The sequence below is a fragment of the Ureibacillus sp. FSL K6-2830 genome, from assembly GCF_038004145.1.
In the GTDB taxonomy this organism is placed as follows: domain Bacteria; phylum Bacillota; class Bacilli; order Bacillales_A; family Planococcaceae; genus Ureibacillus; species Ureibacillus thermosphaericus.
On sequence record NZ_JBBOQR010000001.1, the window covers coordinates 518,921 to 537,424 of the forward strand.

Genomic DNA, 18,504 nt, shown 5'->3' on the forward strand with positions numbered 1-18,504 from the left:
AAAAATTATACAGTCTAATTGTATAGTTCACAATTGGCTCTGTCAAGGATTGCCACCACTAATGACGGCTGATTTTGATTCTCAATACTTCGTTATTTGATGATAATTTTAAGGAAATTTTTCTGTTTTTTTGATATAAATTGGTGGAAAATATATTAATTATAGGAAATATTAAGTTTCTATTTTCAAAAAATATTTCCTTCACTTATTTTCCCAATTTTCATTTGATTTTATTCATCTAAAAATGGAGTTTTGTATTTTCAAAGATGCAAATATAACCAAAACTCCACCAAGAATAATTACTGCTCTTTCTAAAGAAAGAAAAAGAGCAAAAGAGAATCAAAAAATTCTCATTCGCTCTTTTAATGAAGTCTTTGGGCAAACCTTCTATTTACTTTTTTATACTGCTATTTAGAACATCACCGTTTATTATTCTTCATCAAATAACGGTAATTCTTCTGCGAGCTCTTCGTCATCGTCATGAGCTGCAATCATGTAGGAATTCGATGTCATGCCAAAGGATTCACGAATTTTTTGTGCAATTTCATCGCGAATTTCTGGATTTGCTTTCAAGAATTGTTTCACGTTTTCTCGACCTTGTCCAATTCTCTCATCGTTGTATGAATACCAGGAACCGCTCTTCTGAATAATGTCTAGCTCTGCACCAATATCGACAATTTCGCCTTCTTTCGAAATTCCTTCACCGAACATAATATCCACTTCTGCAGTGCGGAATGGTGGAGCTACTTTATTTTTCACTACTTTAATTTTTGTTTTACTTCCTACCATTTCGCTACCTTGTTTAATTGTTTCCGCACGGCGAACTTCTAAACGGATGGAAGAATAGAATTTTAAAGCACGGCCACCAGGTGTCGTTTCTGGATTGCCAAACATGACGCCGATTTTATCACGAACTTGGTTAATGAAAATGCAGATTGTATTTGATTTATTGATGACCCCAGATAATTTTCGTAAAGCTTGAGACATTAGGCGAGCTTGTAACCCCATGTGTGAGTCGCCCATTTCTCCTTCAATCTCCGCTTTTGGCACTAATGCCGCTACAGAGTCGATGACAATAATATCAATTGCACCGCTTCGCACTAATGCCTCAGCAATTTCCAACGCTTGCTCTCCAGTATCAGGTTGGGAAAGAATTAATTCATCGATATTAACGCCTAATTTTTGAGCGTAAATTGGGTCTAATGCGTGTTCTGCATCAATAAATGCCGCTTGTCCACCTTGTGCCTGAACTTCCGCAATTGCATGTAATGCCACTGTAGTTTTACCGGATGACTCTGGACCATAAATTTCAATAATACGTCCTCTCGGATATCCCCCCACACCAAGGGCTGCATCAAGAGCTAGTGAACCACTTGGCACAGTCGAAATTTGCAAATCCGTTTTTTCACCGAGTTTCATAATGGAGCCTTTACCGAATTGCTTTTCAATTTGTTTTAACGCCATATCTAAGGCGGCTTTACGATCACTCAAAATGTTTCCTCCTTAAAAAGCGAATCTGTATTGTTCTGTTTCTACTATACTTCTTTTTTGAGAAATAATCAATAAAAAACCGAACGTATTTTCGCAAAAATAAAATTTGAGCCATTTTTTTGGCTCAAATTTTATTTTTAGACCTTTTGATATCTTTTTTCCTCAAGCAATCGGATTAAATAACTCAACGTATATTTGACGGTACGTAAACGGTTGGTATTTCGAAGTCCAGACAATTGAAGTTTCCTCGTCACTACATCCTCGCCAATCGCGATGCCAATCCAAATTGTTCCTGCCGGCTCTCCGTCATGTGGTTCTGGGCCAGCAGCTCCTGTCAAACCAATGCCAATGTCCGTACCAAACTTTTCACGAACATTTCTTGCCATACTCGCAGCACACTCGCTACTCACGATACCATATTGATTGAGCAATTCTTTTGGAATTCCCAGCTGTTGGATTTTTGCCTCTTCTGTATAAGTCACCATTCCACCAACGAGCGTGCCGCTAACGCCAGGGATTTCCGCTAGTTCTGATTGAAATAATCCCGCTGTTAAACTTTCAGCAGCTGAAATCGTTAACTTATTTTGAAGGAGCATTTCAACAGCTTTTGATGCGAGCGTATCATCGTCAACACCATAGTTATATTTGCCAACAATCGATAAAATTTCCCTTTTCTTTTCATTTATTAATTCCCAAGCTTCTGCTTTCGAATCCGCTTTCGCTGTAATGCGCAACGTCACTTCACCATCAGAAGCCAGCGGGGCAATCGTTGGATTTGATTGGGCATCTAAAATATGTTGAATCTTTGTTTCCAATTCTGCTTCTCCTATGCCATAAAAGCGAAGAACGTGAGATAGAATAATTCCTCCTTTGCTGATAAGAGAAGCTAACTTTGGTTTGGCTTCAAATTGAAACATCGGCTCTAATTCTTTTGGCGGACCTGGCAATAATATGTATGTCCGTCCTCCCTTTTGAAGCAGCATGCCTGGAGCTAGACCGTGATGATTGACTAATACCTCACTACCCTGTAGAACTAGAGCTTGTTTTCGATTATTTTCTGTAAGCGGTCTACCTTGGTTAGTGAAAAATTTTTCAATTGCTTCTAGTGCTTTTTCATCGAAAACGAGAGGCACATTTAAATGCTCTGCAATCGTTTCTTTTGTTAAATCGTCCTTCGTTGGTCCTAATCCGCCGGAAAAAATGATTAAATCTGCACGGGATTCAGCAATTTCAATCGCTTTTTTGAGCCTACCTCCGTTGTCGCCAATCACCGAATGATAATATACGTTAATACCAAGTTCTGATAATTGGCTGGAAATAAATTTTGCATTCGTATTGGCAATTTGACCTAATAGCAACTCAGAGCCAACTGCAATAATTTCGGCATTCATCTTTTCCCCTCACTTATTTGGAATTAACAAAAACTTGTCGGTTTAAATAAAAATAATCCCAACCAGACCAAATTGTAAAGAATAATGCAACGTAAAGCATCAACTTATCAAATGGTATGCCGAACATAATAAAAATAGTATTGTGCAATAACAGTGCAGTAATGGCAACAATTTGCGTCCATGTTTTTATTTTTCCTAAGTTGCTGGCAGCAACAATTTTTCCTTCACCGGCCAAAATGGAGCGCAAACCAGTAACAGCAAATTCACGGCTTAATATGATGATAATGACCCACGCAGGAGCAAGCCCTAATTCCACTAACAGTAAAAATGCAGAAGTGACTAATAATTTATCAGCAAGGGGATCTAAAAATTTTCCTAAGTTTGTTACAAGATTATATTTGCGGGCAAAATACCCATCGATCCAGTCAGTACACGATGCAACAATAAATATCAATGCACCTACAAAATGATGGACAGGCATTTCAGCGCCGAACAATTCCATCGTTCCCCAATTAAAATCATACATCATCACAATGACAAAAATAGGAATTAGTAAAATGCGGGAAACAGTAATTTTATTCGGTAAATTCATTATCTACTACAACCTTTCATGCGAAAGAAAATAGTCATCTATAATAGATGACTACTGTTCCTCGCTAAATTTAATAATAATATTTTGAGCGCTCAAGTTTTGAACGTATTGAATTTCTTCATCGTTCACAAACACTTTTGCATTTTCAGAGAAACCAAGTCTTATGCGGGCATATCCGTTCGCAGATGAATCGTGTTCTACTACTTCTCCTTGTTTATAGACACGATCATCCACTTGTTCATTACCATTGGCATCGCGAATGCTTACCCAAGTATCACCAGAAACTTCAACCCGGATTTGCATTTTGTCTGTTCCTGATAATTCGTAAACAGTCGAAACCCCATCCGGTTGCACTTGTCCCTCTGAAATGACTTGCGTTTGTTGTTCATCATCTTCTTGCTCATCTACAATTGGTTGATCATTAGGCTCTTCCTCATTTCCAGCCTTATTTTCGTCCTTTGCTGGAGGATTATCAACATTTGTTTGCTCATATTCAATTGGCTCAGTATTATTTTCTGTTACTTGTTCTTCTGGAGCTGATGGCCTTTGAGAGAAAAAGAACCAAAGGACAGCAATGATGATGATAATAAATAAGGCAACAACATATTTAGGCAAAGATTCCATTAATTTATTTGTGGATGTTGTTTTTAATTTTTTACGAGTTGGACTTTGGGAGAATGATTGTGCTACTTCCTCCGTTTGATGACTAGGAATTTCGTTTTTAAATTCCTCAAAAATTTCATCCGGATCAAGTCCAACTGCTTCAGCATATTGCTTGATAAATGCTCGTACGTAAAAGGTACCCGGCATAATAGAATAATTTCCTTCTTCAATGCCGACTAAATACCTTTTTTGTATTTTCGTAATCTCTTGTAAATCATCTAAACTATATCCTTTAGACAATCTCGCTTCTTTTAGGCGAGTACCGAGCTCTGTCAACCATAACACCTACTTTATTTAATATTATTAAAATGAGAAAAAGTCCCCATTGGCAAAAGTGTCATTCTTCTCAATGGCATCATAAACGATTTCTTCATCTGGATGATGGCGTAATTCGATAATATAATCAAAATCTTCAATGTTATATTCGGAGTGTTTTACAAAAATATCTGGATGTTCTATTACTTTTACACTAGGCATTTTCATTACTTCACGCACAAGTTGCAAATGCCTTTCATCTGTCGTCATTCTAGAAACGACTCCATCGAGAATAAAAATATTATTTGTATTAAATTCATCTCCCATTAATTGTTTTCGAATCGTTTGTTTAATCATAGTAGAGGATAAAAATATCCATTTTTTATTAGCACAGACACTCGCTGCAACAATTGATTCTGTCTTGCCTACTCGAGGCATTCCACGAATTCCGATTAACTTATGTCCCTCGGTTTTAAATAATTCAGCCATGAAGTCAACTAAAATTCCTAGTTCATCTCGAACAAAACGAAAAGTATTTTTTTCATCTGCGTCTCTTTCAATATATTGACCATGGCGAACAGCTAAACGATCTCGAACTTTTGGCTCACGCAATTTTGTGACGCGGATATCATCAATTGTGTTGACAATCGATTGAAAACGTCTAATGGATTCTTCATTTTCGGATTTTAACAACAAACCTCGACGGCCTTCGTCTACACCATTAATCGTTACAATGTTCACTTTAAGCATACCAAGTAGAGAGGCAATATCACCTAACAATCCTGGACGATTTACTTGAATTTCATATTCAAAATACCATTCACCCATTTACAACCGTCCCCTTATTTCTAACGAAAATAATGACCTACAAGTTTCATCATATCTGATTTTATATGTATTGAAAAGTTAGAATGCGACAAAATTATGCTAAATTGGACAAAATTATTCATCTTTTTACGACTCATTCATATTTGATGAATTGGAATGAAGAAAAAGGAGGAAATTTCCCCCTTTTTCCTTTTAAATACACATACGGAAAGAAAACAAAATACTATTCAAGATGATGATATGAATAGTTTAGTTAAAAAGTAACAACCAAAAAAGTTTCCATCATTAGTTAATGTTTCTGTTTTGGACTAATTTCATAACACAGCTTGCTAGTGCATGTTTTTCTTTTTCACTAGCTACTGACCATAGATCGGCGAGTACTCTCTCTTGTTCATTTTTTGGGTCAACATTTTTCGCTAAATATTCGCCGATTTGGACCGCTGTTTTTTCAATTGTGTTATCAGACAAGCCCATATTTTTTGCATTTTCTACTTGTTGTCCAAGAAATGATTTCCATCGTTCCCAGTTTTGTAATATTTCCATATTATCTCCTCCTTTTCATCATTAGTATGGACAAGCAACGTTCATTATATGTACCAACCACCATTTAAACGTATAATTTGGCCTGTGACATAATCTGCCTGTCCACTAATGTAAAAGGAGACCATATTCGCAACTTCCTCAGGTTCCCCCATGCGATGAAGTGGAATTTCATTATAAATTTCCTGTTTTTCTTCTTCCGACAAATGATCATTCATTTCCGTATTGATGATACCAGGTGCAATCGCATTTACTAAAATTCCTTGATAGGCTGCTTCTTTTGCATATGCTTTCACGAAAGCATGTTGGGCACCTTTTACTGTAGCATACACAGTTTCATAAGCAGCTCCAGCTTCTCCCCAAATAGAACCGATAAACATAATATAACTAATATCATGTTGACGCAATTTTTTTGATAAAAGTGCAACAAGCCGAATGGGGTTTTGTACATGCTCTTTCCATAGTTGATCGATAACGCTTGATGGGGTATCTTCAAGTAGACCATAATATGCGGTACCACCGGCAAAAATGACCGCTTGAATAGAATAAATTTGATTGACCAATTGTTCTGCCCCACCATCAACAGAGAAATCCGCTTGTACCGGGATGAATTCCAAGTGAGGATAAGCAGTATTCAAATCATCTACTAAATGCTCCACTTTTTCACGATTTTTAAAATAATGCAAATAAAGCGACCAGCCATCTTTAGCTAGACGCTTTACAATCGCACTACCGATTGCACCGGAAGCTCCAATCACAAGTGCATATTTTTTCATTGCGGGCTCCTTGTCGGTAAAATTTTGAATGTCGTTTGTTGAGATTCGCCTTGAATGGATTGAAAAGCTTCTTTCACATCTTCCAATGTGATTTTTTCAATTACAGGAACTGCATCAAACAAATTCATATCATTAAATTTATATCTTGTAAATTGGTTTGCAATATATTCTAAAGAATTTAACGCTCTTAAGAAGAAGCCGATTTTTTTTCGTTTTATACGTTCAATCGCCTCTTCATTGAAAATTTTGTTTGCATGATTAACGGTATGCAATATTTTTTCGACGAGTGCATCAGGATCCGGTGAATCTGAGCCAACTAAAGCGAATCCAAATCCCTTCTCTAAAGTAAAATCGTAAGCAAAGGATTCATCAATCAACCCATTATCATATACATCTGTGTAAAATTGGGATGCGCGGCCAAATAAACATTCTAAACCAATTTGAATAGCAAGTTCATGTTTAAGCATTTCTTCGCCTTTTAAATTCGTTTCCTTCGCTTTCAGTCCAACGTACACTTTCGGCTGTTGAACATCCATTTTAATTTCCCGCTTCTTTACCGCTACTTCCAAAGGTTCTTCCTCAAAATAGCGATCAATTTCAGGTGCTTCTTTAAAGGACTTTTTATTTTGGTTTTCTTCAATAAAATTCATCATTTCTTTTGGATCGACATTTCCAACAATAAATAACAACATATTGGAAGGATGATAAAACGTATTATAGCAAGTATATAAATGTTCAGCTGTAATTTGATCAATGGATTCAATCGTTCCAGCGATATCAATTTTTACAGGATGATTGTGATACATATTTTCAATTGTCCCAAAATACAGTCGCCAATCCGGCTGGTCATCATACATTGTGATTTCTTGCCCGATAATTCCTTTTTCTTTTTCTACCGTTTTTTCAGTAAAATACGGTTGTTGCACGAAGTCTAACAATGTTTCCGTATTTTCGAAAATATTATCCGTTGCAGAAAATAAATAAGCTGTTCTTGTAAAAGAAGTAAATGCGTTTGCAGACGCTCCTCTTTCACTGAACTTTTGGAATACATCGCCTTCTTCTTTTTCAAACATTTTATGTTCAAGAAAATGGGCGATGCCATCTGGAACTGTGATACGCTCCGATTCTCCGATTGGCGTAAAGGTACGATCAATGGATCCATATTTTGTAGTAAAAGTTACGAAAGTTTTAGAGAATCCCTTTTTTGGCAATATATATACATCAAGTCCATTGGATAATTTTTTATAATATAACGTTTCATCTAATTGTTGAAATTCAATCGTTTCCATTATTTCGCCTCCTTTCCGCATAAGAAATATGTTGCTTCATGTTGAATTTGAGATGCCATTTGTTTTAAATCATCTTTTGTCACTTTATTCCAACGTTCCTTCCACAATTCTACAGAAAATTCTTCATCTAAATCTTTATATTGATCAAATATATCAATTTGACCACGAGCTAAATCCAACGCTTCTCTCAATTGATTTGTCAACATCGCCCGCGTTTGATTCAATTCTAAATCGGAAATATTTCCTTTTTTCATGTCTTCTAACTGTTCAAAAATAATATCAATTGCCTTTTTCTCGTTGCTTGGTTCAATTCCTGAAACAACGAAAAGTAGACCGTAATGAGGCGAATAGGAACTGGAAGCGTAATATGCTAAACTTTCACGCTCACGGACATTCATAAATAGTTTCGAGTGGGCATATCCGCCAAATACACCGTTGAAAATTTGCATTTTAGGAAAATCTGGATCGCCAAATTTCACCGGTGTGCTAAAGCCAATATGCAGCTTCCCTTGCTTCATATCTTGAAACTCTTTTACATAATCTTTCTCAGGTTTTGATTCCTCATTGTAATTTAGTTGTTGAGGAGTTCGATCTTTAAACTGGAAAGCTTTTTTCATTTTTTCTTGAATTTCTTCCGTGTCGATATCTCCTGCTACGTAGATGTCAATTTTGTCGTTATGAATCATGGAATAATAAGCCTCTGTCAGCGACTCCGGAGTTACTTCTTTTACCGCTTCAATTGAGCCGCTTGCTGGAATAGATGCAGGATGATTCGGACGTAAAATTTGTGTTAACCGTTGTTGAGCATAGCGAGTTTTATCGTCAAAAATTGATTCAATTCGTTGGATAACAATTTGTTTCTCCCGTTCGACGATCGATGGAACAAATTGTCCGTTTTCCATATTTGGATGGAAAATAACTGTTTGTAATAAGCCAATCACATCATTTAAAACAGGATGATTCGATAAATATTGATCATTTACCGTTTCTACGTTCAACACTACAGTATGTTCCGCACCGCGTTTCGATACGTCGAAATAAAGCATCGTACCATATAAATCATCTAAATAACTGCGAAACTCTGCTGATTTTTTAAACCGCTCATTGCTATGTTGTAATACGTTTGAAAGAACAGCTCGCTCAGCTGCCACTTTTGTCGTTAAAGGTGTCCTAAACTTAAAAGAGAAATTCACCGTCTTAAATTGTGTCGTTTTTCTTATATGTAGCGAAACGCCCTCCGCTAATTTCGTCGTTTGAAACAAAAAAATTCCTCCTGACTTCCCATATATTGTGTATATGCCTCATAAAAATAATTTTCTCAAGAGGCTCGTTTATTATTCAGAAATATACCCAATTAACTGCTATTACTACTATACATGCAAAGGAACAGTTTATGTACAACATTTTCATTTTAATAGAAAATTTTCCTTTTAGCATTACATATGGCTTAATGAAGAATTTTTTGAAGATTGTAGTATAGTAGATTCTTCCATTACCGCGATTGTAACCAACCATCAGCTAATGTTTGTATGACAGGATGAATCTTTTCTAAAGGGATGGCACCAAATCCTATCATGACTAGGTTTTGAGGTGTAGTTGTTTGATAATATTTTGAGACCGGATCAATATCAATTCCTTTTTCAAGAGCAATTTGTACAGCACGTTTCTCAGATAACCATGGAGGTAATTGTATGACAATATGCAGTCCTGCTGTATCGCCGAAAATTTTAAATTCATCCGTTAAATAAACTTGTAATGCTTCTATTAATGTTTTCCATTTTTTCCGATACAGCGTGCGCATTTTTTCAATATGTTTTACAAAATAACCAGATTCCATCAATTCAGCCACAACAAGTTGAGCAATTCTCGACACAGTTGATTTTTGATGCTGATAAAAGTTTTGGAAATCAACAGCAAGGGAAGTTGGCAGCACCATATGCCTTGTATAGATAAGCCTCTGCATCGACTTGCCCATTTTTTAAATTATAGATTGGCTCTTCTCAATCACAACTATGTGACACCAATCACCGTTATATTCTGAAATAAAATAGCCTGAGCGTTCTACACTATAAATGTATCCTTCACTTAGCAATTGTTCATACGCTCTTTGTACAGTTTGAATCAAATTGTGACGAATGAAGGGTGAAAAAAATCCGAATGATGCAACTCTAACCCTTTTTTGCATAACATTCAATCAGTTAAGTTAATAAGCTATGGTAAATCAAAAAAGTTTGAAAAGGGGTAAAGGGTTCATGAAAGAGAATAAAATTTATATTTCCCCTTATGTCCCATATACATCTAATATTAATAGAAAAATTCCTAAAATTCAGATGATTTCCAATATAAACCACCTAACAACAGTGGGGTAATTTTGGGGATAATTGGCGGTGCATTAGCAACTCTAGGGGACGCACTGGCAACCATTGGAGCAATTATTCAACTAGATATAGATGTTAATGCTGACTTTCAATCACAAATAGAAGCTTTTAAGTCAGAACAAGAAAAGGATAAGATGCGTGAACAAATTGATAATCTCAAAGAACAGGTGAAAGAGAGATAGATGATCTAAAGAAACAGTTAAAGCAGCTTGAGGAAAAAATTAAGGAAACACAAGATTAAAAGAACCATGGCCCATACCTTAGTTCTCAAATGAAACGAGGTATGGGCAAAAGATTATAAACATCATTAATGATTTTGATGAAGATAGATTGTCATCCTAATAGAGAGCATTGAATGAATCGCTTATTATTCCTGTATACTCGAGATTAATACTTGTCTTGGACGGCTGCCATCAGGAGGGCCGACTACACCGCGAGCTTCCATTTGGTCAACAATTCTTGCTGCGCGGGAATAACCAATTCGAAAACGACGTTGCAGCATAGAAATGGATGCAGATTGCATTTCCACCACTAATTTCACCGCTTCATCATAAAGCTCGTCTGTTTCTTCTTCAAAAGATTGATCATCTGGTTCATCAGTTGGAATCATCGTTTCATCATATTGGGCTTTTTGTTGAGCAATGACATAATCTACTACCGCTTGTACTTCCTCATCAGAAACAAATGCCCCTTGAACACGTATTGGTTTGGAAGTACCTGCTGGCATAAACAACATATCCCCTCGACCTAATAGGCGTTCTGCTCCGCCTGTATCAAGAATAGTTCTTGAATCGACAGTACTTGATACAGCGAAGGCAATTCGAGATGGGATATTTGCCTTGATGACTCCAGTAATGACATCAACAGATGGCCGTTGAGTTGCGATAATTAAGTGAATTCCTGCTGCACGAGCCATTTGTGCAAGTCTCGTAATGGCATCTTCCACATCGTGGGAAGCTACCATCATTAAATCTGCTAACTCGTCAATAATGACAACGATATAAGGTAATTTTGATAATTGCTCTTCATGCTCTTTGTTGTAGCGCTCTACGTAGCTGTTGTACCCTTTTATATTTCTCGTTCCAGTATGAGAGAATAAATCGTAACGTCTTTCCATTTCACTCACAACCTTTTGCAAGGCTTGTGAGGCTTTTTTCGGGTTCGTGACAACAGGCGCTAACAAATGTGGAATTCCGTTATAAACATTGAGCTCAACCATTTTCGGGTCAATTAACATCATTTTCACTTCATGTGGTTTTGCTCGCATTAAAATCGAGATGATGATGCCGTTAATACATACACTTTTCCCACTTCCGGTTGAACCTGCAACAAGCAAGTGAGGCATTTTATTTAATTCAGCTAAGATTGCCTGTCCAGCAATATCTCGCCCCAATCCAATCAACAGTTTAGCATCCGGTTTGTTATTTTCTTTTGACTCTAAAACTTCTCTCAGCGTTACAACTGCCACTTCACTATTTGGCACTTCAATACCGATGGCTGATTTTCCTGGAATCGGCGCTTCCATTCGAATATCTTTTGCTGCAAGTGCAAGAGCTAAGTCATCTTGTAAATTGACAATTCGACTAACTTTTACTCCAACGTCTGGCATCACTTCATATTTTGTTACGGCTGGACCTAAATGAACTTGCACTACTTTTGCCTTTACGCCAAAACTTAAAAGCGTTTGCTCAAGTTTTTTTGCGTTCGCTTGAATGATAGAATATTCGCCGCTTTGATCATGCTCTGGAGGGACATTTAATAAAGTCATAGGCGGCAACCGGTAATCTTGATTTTCCACGTTGTTTTCAACGGATTGTTGAATTGTATCTTCAATTGTATCCTGTTTATCGTCTTCTTGTACTGCTTGCGCTAGTTGCTGCTCTTTTTGAATATTTTGAGTAAAATCAGAAATGATTGGTTCATCATCTTCATCATCTTCCACTAACAATAATGGGACCGATTCTTCACTTGTTGCCGCCATCTCTTTTAATGCTGTTTGTTCTTCAGATTTCTCTCGTTTACGCTTATTCTCGTCTTTATTTAATGAACGGCGTTTACGTTTTTTCTTTTTCGGCAATTTTAATTTGAAGTTTGGAATTTTTTCAGCAATCATCGGTACAAAAGCTTTTCCTGTGACTAAAACAATTCCAATGAAAAATAATAGAATTGCTACCACTTTCGCTCCAGTTGCACCGAATAAAATGTGAAACATACTAAACAAAAACGCACCAATCATTCCACCGCCAAGCGCATTGCTTCTATTTTGAATGCCCTCATCACTAATCATTATTCGCCAAGTTTCTTTCAATACTGATTGAGATTCCAACGCATCCCGCTTATATAATTCATCAAACAAAACACTATGACTAAAAATGGATAAACTGAAAATCATCATCATCGCACCGAGTAAAACGCGATCGGTAAATGGGATTTTTTCTCGCTTAATCATCAATAATATTGCGAATAAAAAGAGGAATGTTGGCACTGCGAAGTAAAGATTACCGAAAAAAAACATCGAAATACTTTGCACCATTCGACCTACAAAACCATATTCAAAAAAGATGATGATGGCAAAGCCAATTAAAATTAATCCGATGATTTCAAAATAAAGGGGAGAAATGCCAGCCTTTGCTTTTGTTTTCGCTTTCGTTTTCTTCCTCGCCATATTGTTCACCTACTCTACAAGAAACAATCATCAGTATGAGAAAAAGGATTTCCTTAACCGCTGTACGGTGAAGAAAATCCTGTCTTATCTAGTCTAGCTTAATATTCCATGATAATCGGGATAATCATTGGTCGTCGTTTTGTTTTTTGGAATAAATAAGCATTTAGCGTTTCTCGGATTTCTTGTTTAATATTTGTCCATTCGAACGTGTCTTTGCTTACATATTTTTCAATACATTCACGGGCAATTTCCGTCGCTTCTGAAATTAGTTCTTCAGATTCACGAACGTAAACAAATCCGCGAGAAATAATTTCTGGTCCTGAAGCAATTCGCTTTTGGGCACGGTTTAAGGTTACGACAACGATGATTATACCGTCTTGGGAGAGCAGTTTTCTGTCGCGCAAAACGATATTTCCAACGTCACCGATACCGCTTCCGTCAATAAGAACATTTCCTGCTTGTACGCGTCCGATTATGCGCATTTTACCATTTCGATATTCCACAACATCGCCTTTATCCGCAATAAAAATGCGCGATTTATCAATTCCAACTTGCTGTGCTAATTTGGAATGTGCAATTAACATTCGGTATTCGCCTTGGATCGGGATAAAATATTTTGGTTTCATTAAGTTTAACATTAGTTTTAAATCTTCTTGGCTACCGTGTCCAGATACATGGACTTTTTTATCGGCTGCCAATACCGTTGCACCAGCTTTCGCAAGATTGTTCATGACATTTGACATCTGCACTTCCATTCCTGGTGACGGCGTGAAAGTAATTAATAGAGTATCTGTTTCTTTTATTCGAATATCGCGATGTTGTTTTCGTACAATTTTATCAAGGGCATCTAAAGGTTCTCCTTGATTGCTTGTCACAATAATAATCAATTCATCATCTTCATATTGATTAATTTCTGAAACAGGAATTAATGTGTTTTCGTCTATGGATAAATATCCAAGTTTTACTCCAATATCGATGACTTTTTCGAGGCTTTTCCCAACGATAGCTACTTTACGATTTGATTTTTGTGCCTGGTTAAATACTTGTTGAATGCGGATAAAATTTGAAGCATATACTGCAACAATGATACGGGCAGGTGCAGAATGGAAGAATTTCGCTAACCTTTCCTCAATTTCCGTTTCACTCGTCGTATACCCTGGTCGCTCTGCTTCTGTTGATTCTGAAAGTAAAATAAATACTCCTTCTTCACCTAACTGAGCCATTTTTGCAAGATCTGGTTTAAACTTTCCTTTTGCAGATTGGTCAAATTTAAATTCTCCTGTGTGCACAATTGCCCCTTCAGAAGTATGGAACACAATTCCTAAAGAATCAGGAATGCTATGTGTTGTATGGAAGAAGGTTACATAAGTCGATTGAAAGTTCATGCGACTTTTGTTTGTTACTTCGAAGAATTTCACTTGATGTGGAGCAGGTAATTCTTTTAAATGTTCCTTAGCAAGAGCAATTGTTAATTTCGATCCGTACACAGGTGCATTAATTTTTTGCAATACATAGGCAATAGAACCAATTGCATCTTCATGACCATGAGTAAGAAATATTCCTTTAATCCGATCTTTGTTTTCTTCCAAATAAGTAAAGTCAGGGATGACGATGTCAATACCAAGCATTTCATCTTCTGGAAACATTAAACCGCTATCGACAATAAAGACTTCGTCATCGATTTCAATAACGTACATGGATTTCCCGATTTCTCCCACGCCTCCAAGTGGGATGATTCGGATTACTTCATTTTTTGTTTTTACCACAATCTTTCCTCCTAATATTATCCCGAACGCACAACCACTTATTTATCATTATACGGTGAGAGGGGAGGAAGTACAAATAAAAAATGGAATTTCGATATTGTAAATTTTAAAAAAAGCCTACCACCCAAACAACTCAAAAAGAATTGTTTGGAGAGCAGGCTTCAAATGTTTTGCTTCACTTGTTCCCAAACATGATCAAATTCTTGTTTTGCTTCATCGGTCATCTCGACTAAAGGCAATCGAACTTTTTCAATATGGAAACCAACTTTACTCATTGCGTATTTTATCGGAACCGGATTTGGGTTTTTAAAGAGTTGCTTAAACAAAGGTAATAGCGTTTGATGCATTTTCGCTGCAAATGCGTGTCTTCCTTCTTCAAAAGCTTGAATCATCGCTTGCATTTTGTTTCCTACGATATGCGAAGCAACGGAAATGACACCTCGTCCTCCAATTGCCAACAGCGGTAGTGTTAACGCATCGTCTCCGCTATAAACGAGAAATTTATCATGAGTATTTGCTAGTATTTCAGATATTTGATCTAAATTACCGCTCGCTTCTTTTACGACTTGGATATTAGGTATTTTACTTAATGCAATTGTTGTGGCTGCTTCAATATTCGAACTCGTGCGCCCTGGCACATTGTACACAACAATTGGTAATGTTGTTTCTTCTGCTACTGCCTCAAAATGTGCATAAAGTCCTTTTTGATTAGGTTTATTGTAGTAGGGAGCAACCAACATAACCCCGTCAACTCCGAGGCTCTCTATTTTTTTAGTTAGCTCAATTGTTTGTTTCGTATTATTGGAGCCTGTTCCTGCAATGACAGGCACCCGTTTGTTCACCTTTTCAACCGTAAACCGAATCAACTGAAGTTTTTCTTCAGTTGATAGAGTAGGTGATTCTCCAGTTGTTCCACAAACGACAATCGAATCGGTTCCATTCGCAAGAAGATATTCAATGAGTCTCTCCACCGCCTCAAAGTCAATATCACCATTTTCTTGAAACGGTGTAACCATGGCAGTAGCGATCCTACCTAAATCCAAATCTAACCCTCCTTATAGTAAGTTATCCTCTAGCATTGCTTCAGCGATTTGGATTGAGTTTAAGGCAGCTCCTTTCAACAGGTTATCTGCGACAACCCATAGGTGGAAACCGTTTGGATGATATAAATCTTTTCGAATTCTTCCTACATACACTGGGTCTTCCCCTTCAGTATAAAGAGGCATTGGATAAACTTGATTATTTAAATCGTCTTGCAACACAACGCCAGGTGCGTCTTTTAAAATATTATAGATATCTTGTACACTTGCCTCTTTTTCAACTTCGATATACACAGATTCAGAGTGACCGTTCACAACCGGTACACGTACACATGTGGCTGCCACATGTAAATCTGGTAAATGCATAATCTTTTTTGTTTCGTTAATCATTTTCATTTCTTCTTTAGTAAATCCATTTTCTGTGAACACATCGATTTGAGGGAGAACATTATATGCAATTGGATAATGTTTAGTTTCAGATTTTACTGGTAATACCTTCGCTTCTACATCTTTTCTGTCATCCCAATGCTTGCTCTGTTCGCGAAGCTCTTCGATGGCAGACATCCCTGATCCAGAAACTGCTTGATAAGTGGAAACGATAATTCTCTTTAAACCTAATTTTTGTCGAATAGGTTGCAATGCTACAACCATTTGAATTGTTGAACAGTTTGGATTAGCGATGATTCCGTTATGTTTCTTTAAGTCTTCGCGATTGACTTCGGGCACCACTAAAGGCACATCCGGATCCATACGGAAATGACTTGTATTATCAATTACAACCGCTCCACGTTTTACCGCCTCAGGAGCAAGTTTTGCGGAAACAGACCCTCCTGCAGAAAATAGTGCCACATCTACCCCTTCGAAAGCTTCAGGAGTAGCTTCCTCAATTTTGTACATTTTTCCTCCAAATTCTATTTCTTTTCCTGCAGATTTGGCAGAGGCTAAAAACTTTATTTCTTTAATTGGAAAATTTCTTTTTAGTAATTGTTCTTTCATTTTTGTACCGACTGCACCTGTTGCACCTACAATCGCTACTGTTAATAGCTTCGACATTCTATAAATCTCCTCCTAATACATTTAAACCATATAATCCTTATATAATGATGAAAATTTTATCATAATTTTACTGAATTGTGTGATAAAAATTAATTTTCTTTATGGTACTGAATAAATAACGGTTGAAGCTGCTTTTTGTAGTAAATTGCATGCACAACCGTATCTACCATTTTTGTGAAATCTGCAATTAATGAAGTTGGTTTATTAAATGGATCATCTTGGCCGAAAGGAATAAAGTAAATGTTTTTTGAGTTTAATAGTTTCATAATGTTGACACCATTTAAACCTAGCGCATCATTTGTAGAAATTCCTAATACTACAGGATTTCCGTTTCTTAAAGTTGCTTTTGCAGCCATTAGCACTGGGCTGTCAGTCGCCGCATTGGCAAATTTGCTGATGGAGTTGCCTGTCATCGGTGCAATGACCATGCAATCAAGCGGATTTTTAGGCCCGAAAGGTTCAGCTTCGACGATTGTAGAAACAACTTTATTTCCAGATAATTCCTCTATTTTTTTCACCCATTCCTCTCCTGTTCCGAAGCGAGTGACTGCTGTTAATACCGAATGGGTTGCAATCGGAATGACTGTCGCACCTGCATCGCGAAGATTTTTTATTTTTGGTACGACATCCTCATATGTGCAATGGGATGCGGTAATGCCAAGCCCAATTCTTTTACCTTTCAGCAAGATTTTCTCCTCCTTAATTGGCCAACAATCGAATTATACAAAATTTTCGCCGCATCATGCGGGAAATATTTCCCAGGTAATGCTGGTAATAATTCATAATGATCACGTTCTACATCATCTTTTAAGCAACCTGGGTAGGAAGCTAAATCATAAATCGGCATGTTAATTTTTTCTTTCACACTTGCATCTAGCCATCTAGCAGGAATTGTATTAATAAAATAATCCGCTTCTATTTCTCCCACATCAGCTAAAAATACAGATTCGAAACGGAAAGCTTTCGCTTCATTCAATTGAACATTCGACCTTACAGCAATAACCACATCAGCCCCAATACTTCTCAATAAATGTCCAAGCGTTTTTGCTACACGACCAAATCCAGTAATAATAAATCTTTTTCCAGAAATCGCATGTTTCGTATTATAGAAAGTTGCTACAAAAGCTTCTGCCGTAAGAAGAGCATTTTGCCAAATAAACTCTTCATCCTCTAAATAATAGTAAATTTGATTTTCCTTTAAGATTTCTTTCCATTCTTCATTTGTCTTCCCACTAAAAATAGTCGCATTCGTTATACCTAAAACAGCAGGTACTTCCACTTTTAGTGGCTGGATTGGTAATACGACATAGTCCGGTTGTATAGATAACGAAAGATGGTTTAGTTCATGATCCCAATTTGTTTTGCTTTTGTAGTAAATAGTCCTCTCTGGATTTGATAACTTTTTTGCAAGAATTTTCAATCGCTCATCCGTTCCAATTACAAGCCATTTTTCGTTCGTCATCGGTCATAATGCCTTCTTGTACTCGTTGTTTTTCGAAATAAAATACGGTCTTCCCCTATGAGATGTATTTCTTCCCAAGGAATAAATATTGCCGTCGTTGATTTTTTTTTCTGGAACGGTAAACGGGAAGGTTCTATTAATTCAAACCCTAAAATTTTTCCTGTTTTAGGATCAAAGATGCATTCCGTCTCAGATAGATAGCCGTAACGAACTCCATTTTCCATTTCGATTAATTCCTTTTCAGCAAGCTCTGATAATAGCATCATTTCCCTCCTCCATGAGCTTATTAGTACTATATGCATGAAAAATCCG

Annotated in this window: 18 protein-coding genes; 1 reads left to right on the plus strand and 17 read right to left on the minus strand. The window is 36.9% G+C overall.

Annotated features, from left to right (window positions below; all coding sequences use genetic code 11):
- Window positions 1–429 precede the first annotated feature (429 nt).
- The 10 genes from recA to NSU17_RS02635 form a co-directional block, all read right to left on the minus strand.
- Window positions 430–1,491, minus strand: a complete 1,062-nt coding sequence (gene recA / locus NSU17_RS02590; protein WP_016836828.1) for a recombinase RecA — start codon at window positions 1,489–1,491, stop codon at window positions 430–432.
- Between the two features lie 137 nt (window positions 1,492–1,628).
- Window positions 1,629–2,882 (minus strand): competence/damage-inducible protein A, encoded by a 1,254-nt coding sequence (locus NSU17_RS02595; protein WP_096550706.1) that lies wholly within the window; start codon window positions 2,880–2,882, stop codon window positions 1,629–1,631.
- A 13-nt stretch (window positions 2,883–2,895) separates the two neighbouring features.
- On the minus strand, window positions 2,896–3,474 hold the full coding sequence (pgsA, locus tag NSU17_RS02600; protein ID WP_016836826.1) for a CDP-diacylglycerol--glycerol-3-phosphate 3-phosphatidyltransferase: 579 nt from the start codon (window positions 3,472–3,474) through the stop codon (window positions 2,896–2,898).
- Window positions 3,475–3,525: 51 nt separating this feature from the next.
- Window positions 3,526–4,422, minus strand: coding sequence for a helix-turn-helix domain-containing protein (locus tag NSU17_RS02605; protein ID WP_340434414.1), 897 nt, complete (start codon window positions 4,420–4,422; stop codon window positions 3,526–3,528).
- A gap of 18 nt (window positions 4,423–4,440) precedes the next feature.
- Window positions 4,441–5,220: a DUF3388 domain-containing protein gene (locus tag NSU17_RS02610; RefSeq protein WP_016836824.1), complete on the minus strand. Its 780-nt coding sequence runs from the start codon at window positions 5,218–5,220 to the stop codon at window positions 4,441–4,443.
- Between the two features lie 285 nt (window positions 5,221–5,505).
- Entirely contained in the window at window positions 5,506–5,763 is a 258-nt protein-coding gene (locus NSU17_RS02615) for a DUF3243 domain-containing protein (protein WP_016836823.1), read from the minus strand.
- 44 nt (window positions 5,764–5,807) lie between these two features.
- The gene (ymfI, locus tag NSU17_RS02620) at window positions 5,808–6,536 is read right to left on the minus strand and encodes an elongation factor P 5-aminopentanone reductase (RefSeq protein ID WP_340704212.1); all 729 of its coding nucleotides are present in this window, start codon (window positions 6,534–6,536) and stop codon (window positions 5,808–5,810) included.
- A complete protein-coding gene (gene yfmH, locus NSU17_RS02625) occupies window positions 6,533–7,825 on the minus strand; it encodes an EF-P 5-aminopentanol modification-associated protein YfmH (protein WP_340704213.1) in 1,293 nt (430 codons plus the stop codon). Before yfmH ends, ymfI begins: the two co-directional genes overlap by 4 nt.
- Window positions 7,825–9,087, minus strand: coding sequence for an EF-P 5-aminopentanol modification-associated protein YfmF (yfmF, locus tag NSU17_RS02630; RefSeq protein WP_340704214.1), 1,263 nt, complete (start codon window positions 9,085–9,087; stop codon window positions 7,825–7,827). The genes yfmH and yfmF overlap by 1 nt, the downstream gene beginning before the upstream one ends.
- Window positions 9,088–9,317: 230 nt before the next feature.
- A complete protein-coding gene (locus NSU17_RS02635; protein WP_340704215.1) occupies window positions 9,318–9,788 on the minus strand; it encodes a hypothetical protein in 471 nt (156 codons plus the stop codon).
- Window positions 9,789–10,196: 408 nt separating this feature from the next.
- On the opposite strand from NSU17_RS02635, the gene NSU17_RS02640 reads away from it, so the two are divergent.
- Window positions 10,197–10,385: a hypothetical protein gene (locus NSU17_RS02640; protein ID WP_340704216.1), complete on the plus strand. Its 189-nt coding sequence runs from the start codon at window positions 10,197–10,199 to the stop codon at window positions 10,383–10,385.
- 185 nt (window positions 10,386–10,570) lie between these two features.
- On the opposite strand, the gene NSU17_RS02645 is transcribed toward NSU17_RS02640, so the two are convergent.
- From NSU17_RS02645 to NSU17_RS02675, 7 genes are all read right to left on the minus strand, one after another.
- On the minus strand, window positions 10,571–12,868 hold the full coding sequence (locus NSU17_RS02645) for an FtsK/SpoIIIE family DNA translocase (protein ID WP_340704217.1): 2,298 nt from the start codon (window positions 12,866–12,868) through the stop codon (window positions 10,571–10,573).
- Window positions 12,869–12,966: 98 nt separating this feature from the next.
- Window positions 12,967–14,634 (minus strand): ribonuclease J, encoded by a 1,668-nt coding sequence (locus tag NSU17_RS02650; protein ID WP_340704218.1) that lies wholly within the window; start codon window positions 14,632–14,634, stop codon window positions 12,967–12,969.
- 161 nt (window positions 14,635–14,795) lie between these two features.
- Window positions 14,796–15,677 carry a 4-hydroxy-tetrahydrodipicolinate synthase gene (dapA, locus tag NSU17_RS02655; RefSeq protein WP_096550696.1) on the minus strand — a complete coding sequence of 294 codons (882 nt, stop codon included), beginning with the start codon at window positions 15,675–15,677 and terminating at the stop codon, window positions 14,796–14,798.
- Between the two features lie 12 nt (window positions 15,678–15,689).
- On the minus strand, window positions 15,690–16,727 hold the full coding sequence (locus NSU17_RS02660; RefSeq protein WP_096550695.1) for an aspartate-semialdehyde dehydrogenase: 1,038 nt from the start codon (window positions 16,725–16,727) through the stop codon (window positions 15,690–15,692).
- A 92-nt stretch (window positions 16,728–16,819) separates the two neighbouring features.
- Window positions 16,820–17,416: a dipicolinate synthase subunit B gene (locus NSU17_RS02665; protein WP_096550694.1), complete on the minus strand. Its 597-nt coding sequence runs from the start codon at window positions 17,414–17,416 to the stop codon at window positions 16,820–16,822.
- Entirely contained in the window at window positions 17,410–18,192 is a 783-nt protein-coding gene (locus NSU17_RS02670) for a dipicolinate synthase subunit A (protein ID WP_340704219.1), read from the minus strand. Before NSU17_RS02670 ends, NSU17_RS02665 begins: the two co-directional genes overlap by 7 nt.
- The gene (locus tag NSU17_RS02675; protein ID WP_340434389.1) at window positions 18,189–18,455 is read right to left on the minus strand and encodes a YlmC/YmxH family sporulation protein; all 267 of its coding nucleotides are present in this window, start codon (window positions 18,453–18,455) and stop codon (window positions 18,189–18,191) included. Before NSU17_RS02675 ends, NSU17_RS02670 begins: the two co-directional genes overlap by 4 nt.
- Window positions 18,456–18,504: the final 49 nt, after the last annotated feature.

What these genes read in the sequence shown, in the direction of transcription:
- NSU17_RS02595 (WP_096550706.1), bottom strand. Translation starts at nt 2,882, where the DNA reads ATGAATGCCGAAATTATTGCAGTTGGCTCTGAGTTGCTATTAGGTCAA.
- NSU17_RS02675 (WP_340434389.1), bottom strand. Translation starts at nt 18,455, where the DNA reads ATGCTATTATCAGAGCTTGCTGAAAAGGAATTAATCGAAATGGAAAAT.
- ymfI (WP_340704212.1), bottom strand. Translation starts at nt 6,536, where the DNA reads ATGAAAAAATATGCACTTGTGATTGGAGCTTCCGGTGCAATCGGTAGT.
- NSU17_RS02610 (WP_016836824.1), bottom strand. Translation starts at nt 5,220, where the DNA reads ATGGGTGAATGGTATTTTGAATATGAAATTCAAGTAAATCGTCCAGGA.
- NSU17_RS02645 (WP_340704217.1), bottom strand. Translation starts at nt 12,868, where the DNA reads ATGGCGAGGAAGAAAACGAAAGCGAAAACAAAAGCAAAGGCTGGCATT.
- NSU17_RS02615 (WP_016836823.1), bottom strand. Translation starts at nt 5,763, where the DNA reads ATGGAAATATTACAAAACTGGGAACGATGGAAATCATTTCTTGGACAA.
- NSU17_RS02635 (WP_340704215.1), bottom strand. Translation starts at nt 9,788, where the DNA reads ATGCAGAGGCTTATCTATACAAGGCATATGGTGCTGCCAACTTCCCTT.
- NSU17_RS02660 (WP_096550695.1), bottom strand. Translation starts at nt 16,727, where the DNA reads ATGTCGAAGCTATTAACAGTAGCGATTGTAGGTGCAACAGGTGCAGTC.
- NSU17_RS02670 (WP_340704219.1), bottom strand. Translation starts at nt 18,192, where the DNA reads ATGACGAACGAAAAATGGCTTGTAATTGGAACGGATGAGCGATTGAAA.
- pgsA (WP_016836826.1), bottom strand. Translation starts at nt 3,474, where the DNA reads ATGAATTTACCGAATAAAATTACTGTTTCCCGCATTTTACTAATTCCT.
- yfmH (WP_340704213.1), bottom strand. Translation starts at nt 7,825, where the DNA reads ATGGAAACGATTGAATTTCAACAATTAGATGAAACGTTATATTATAAA.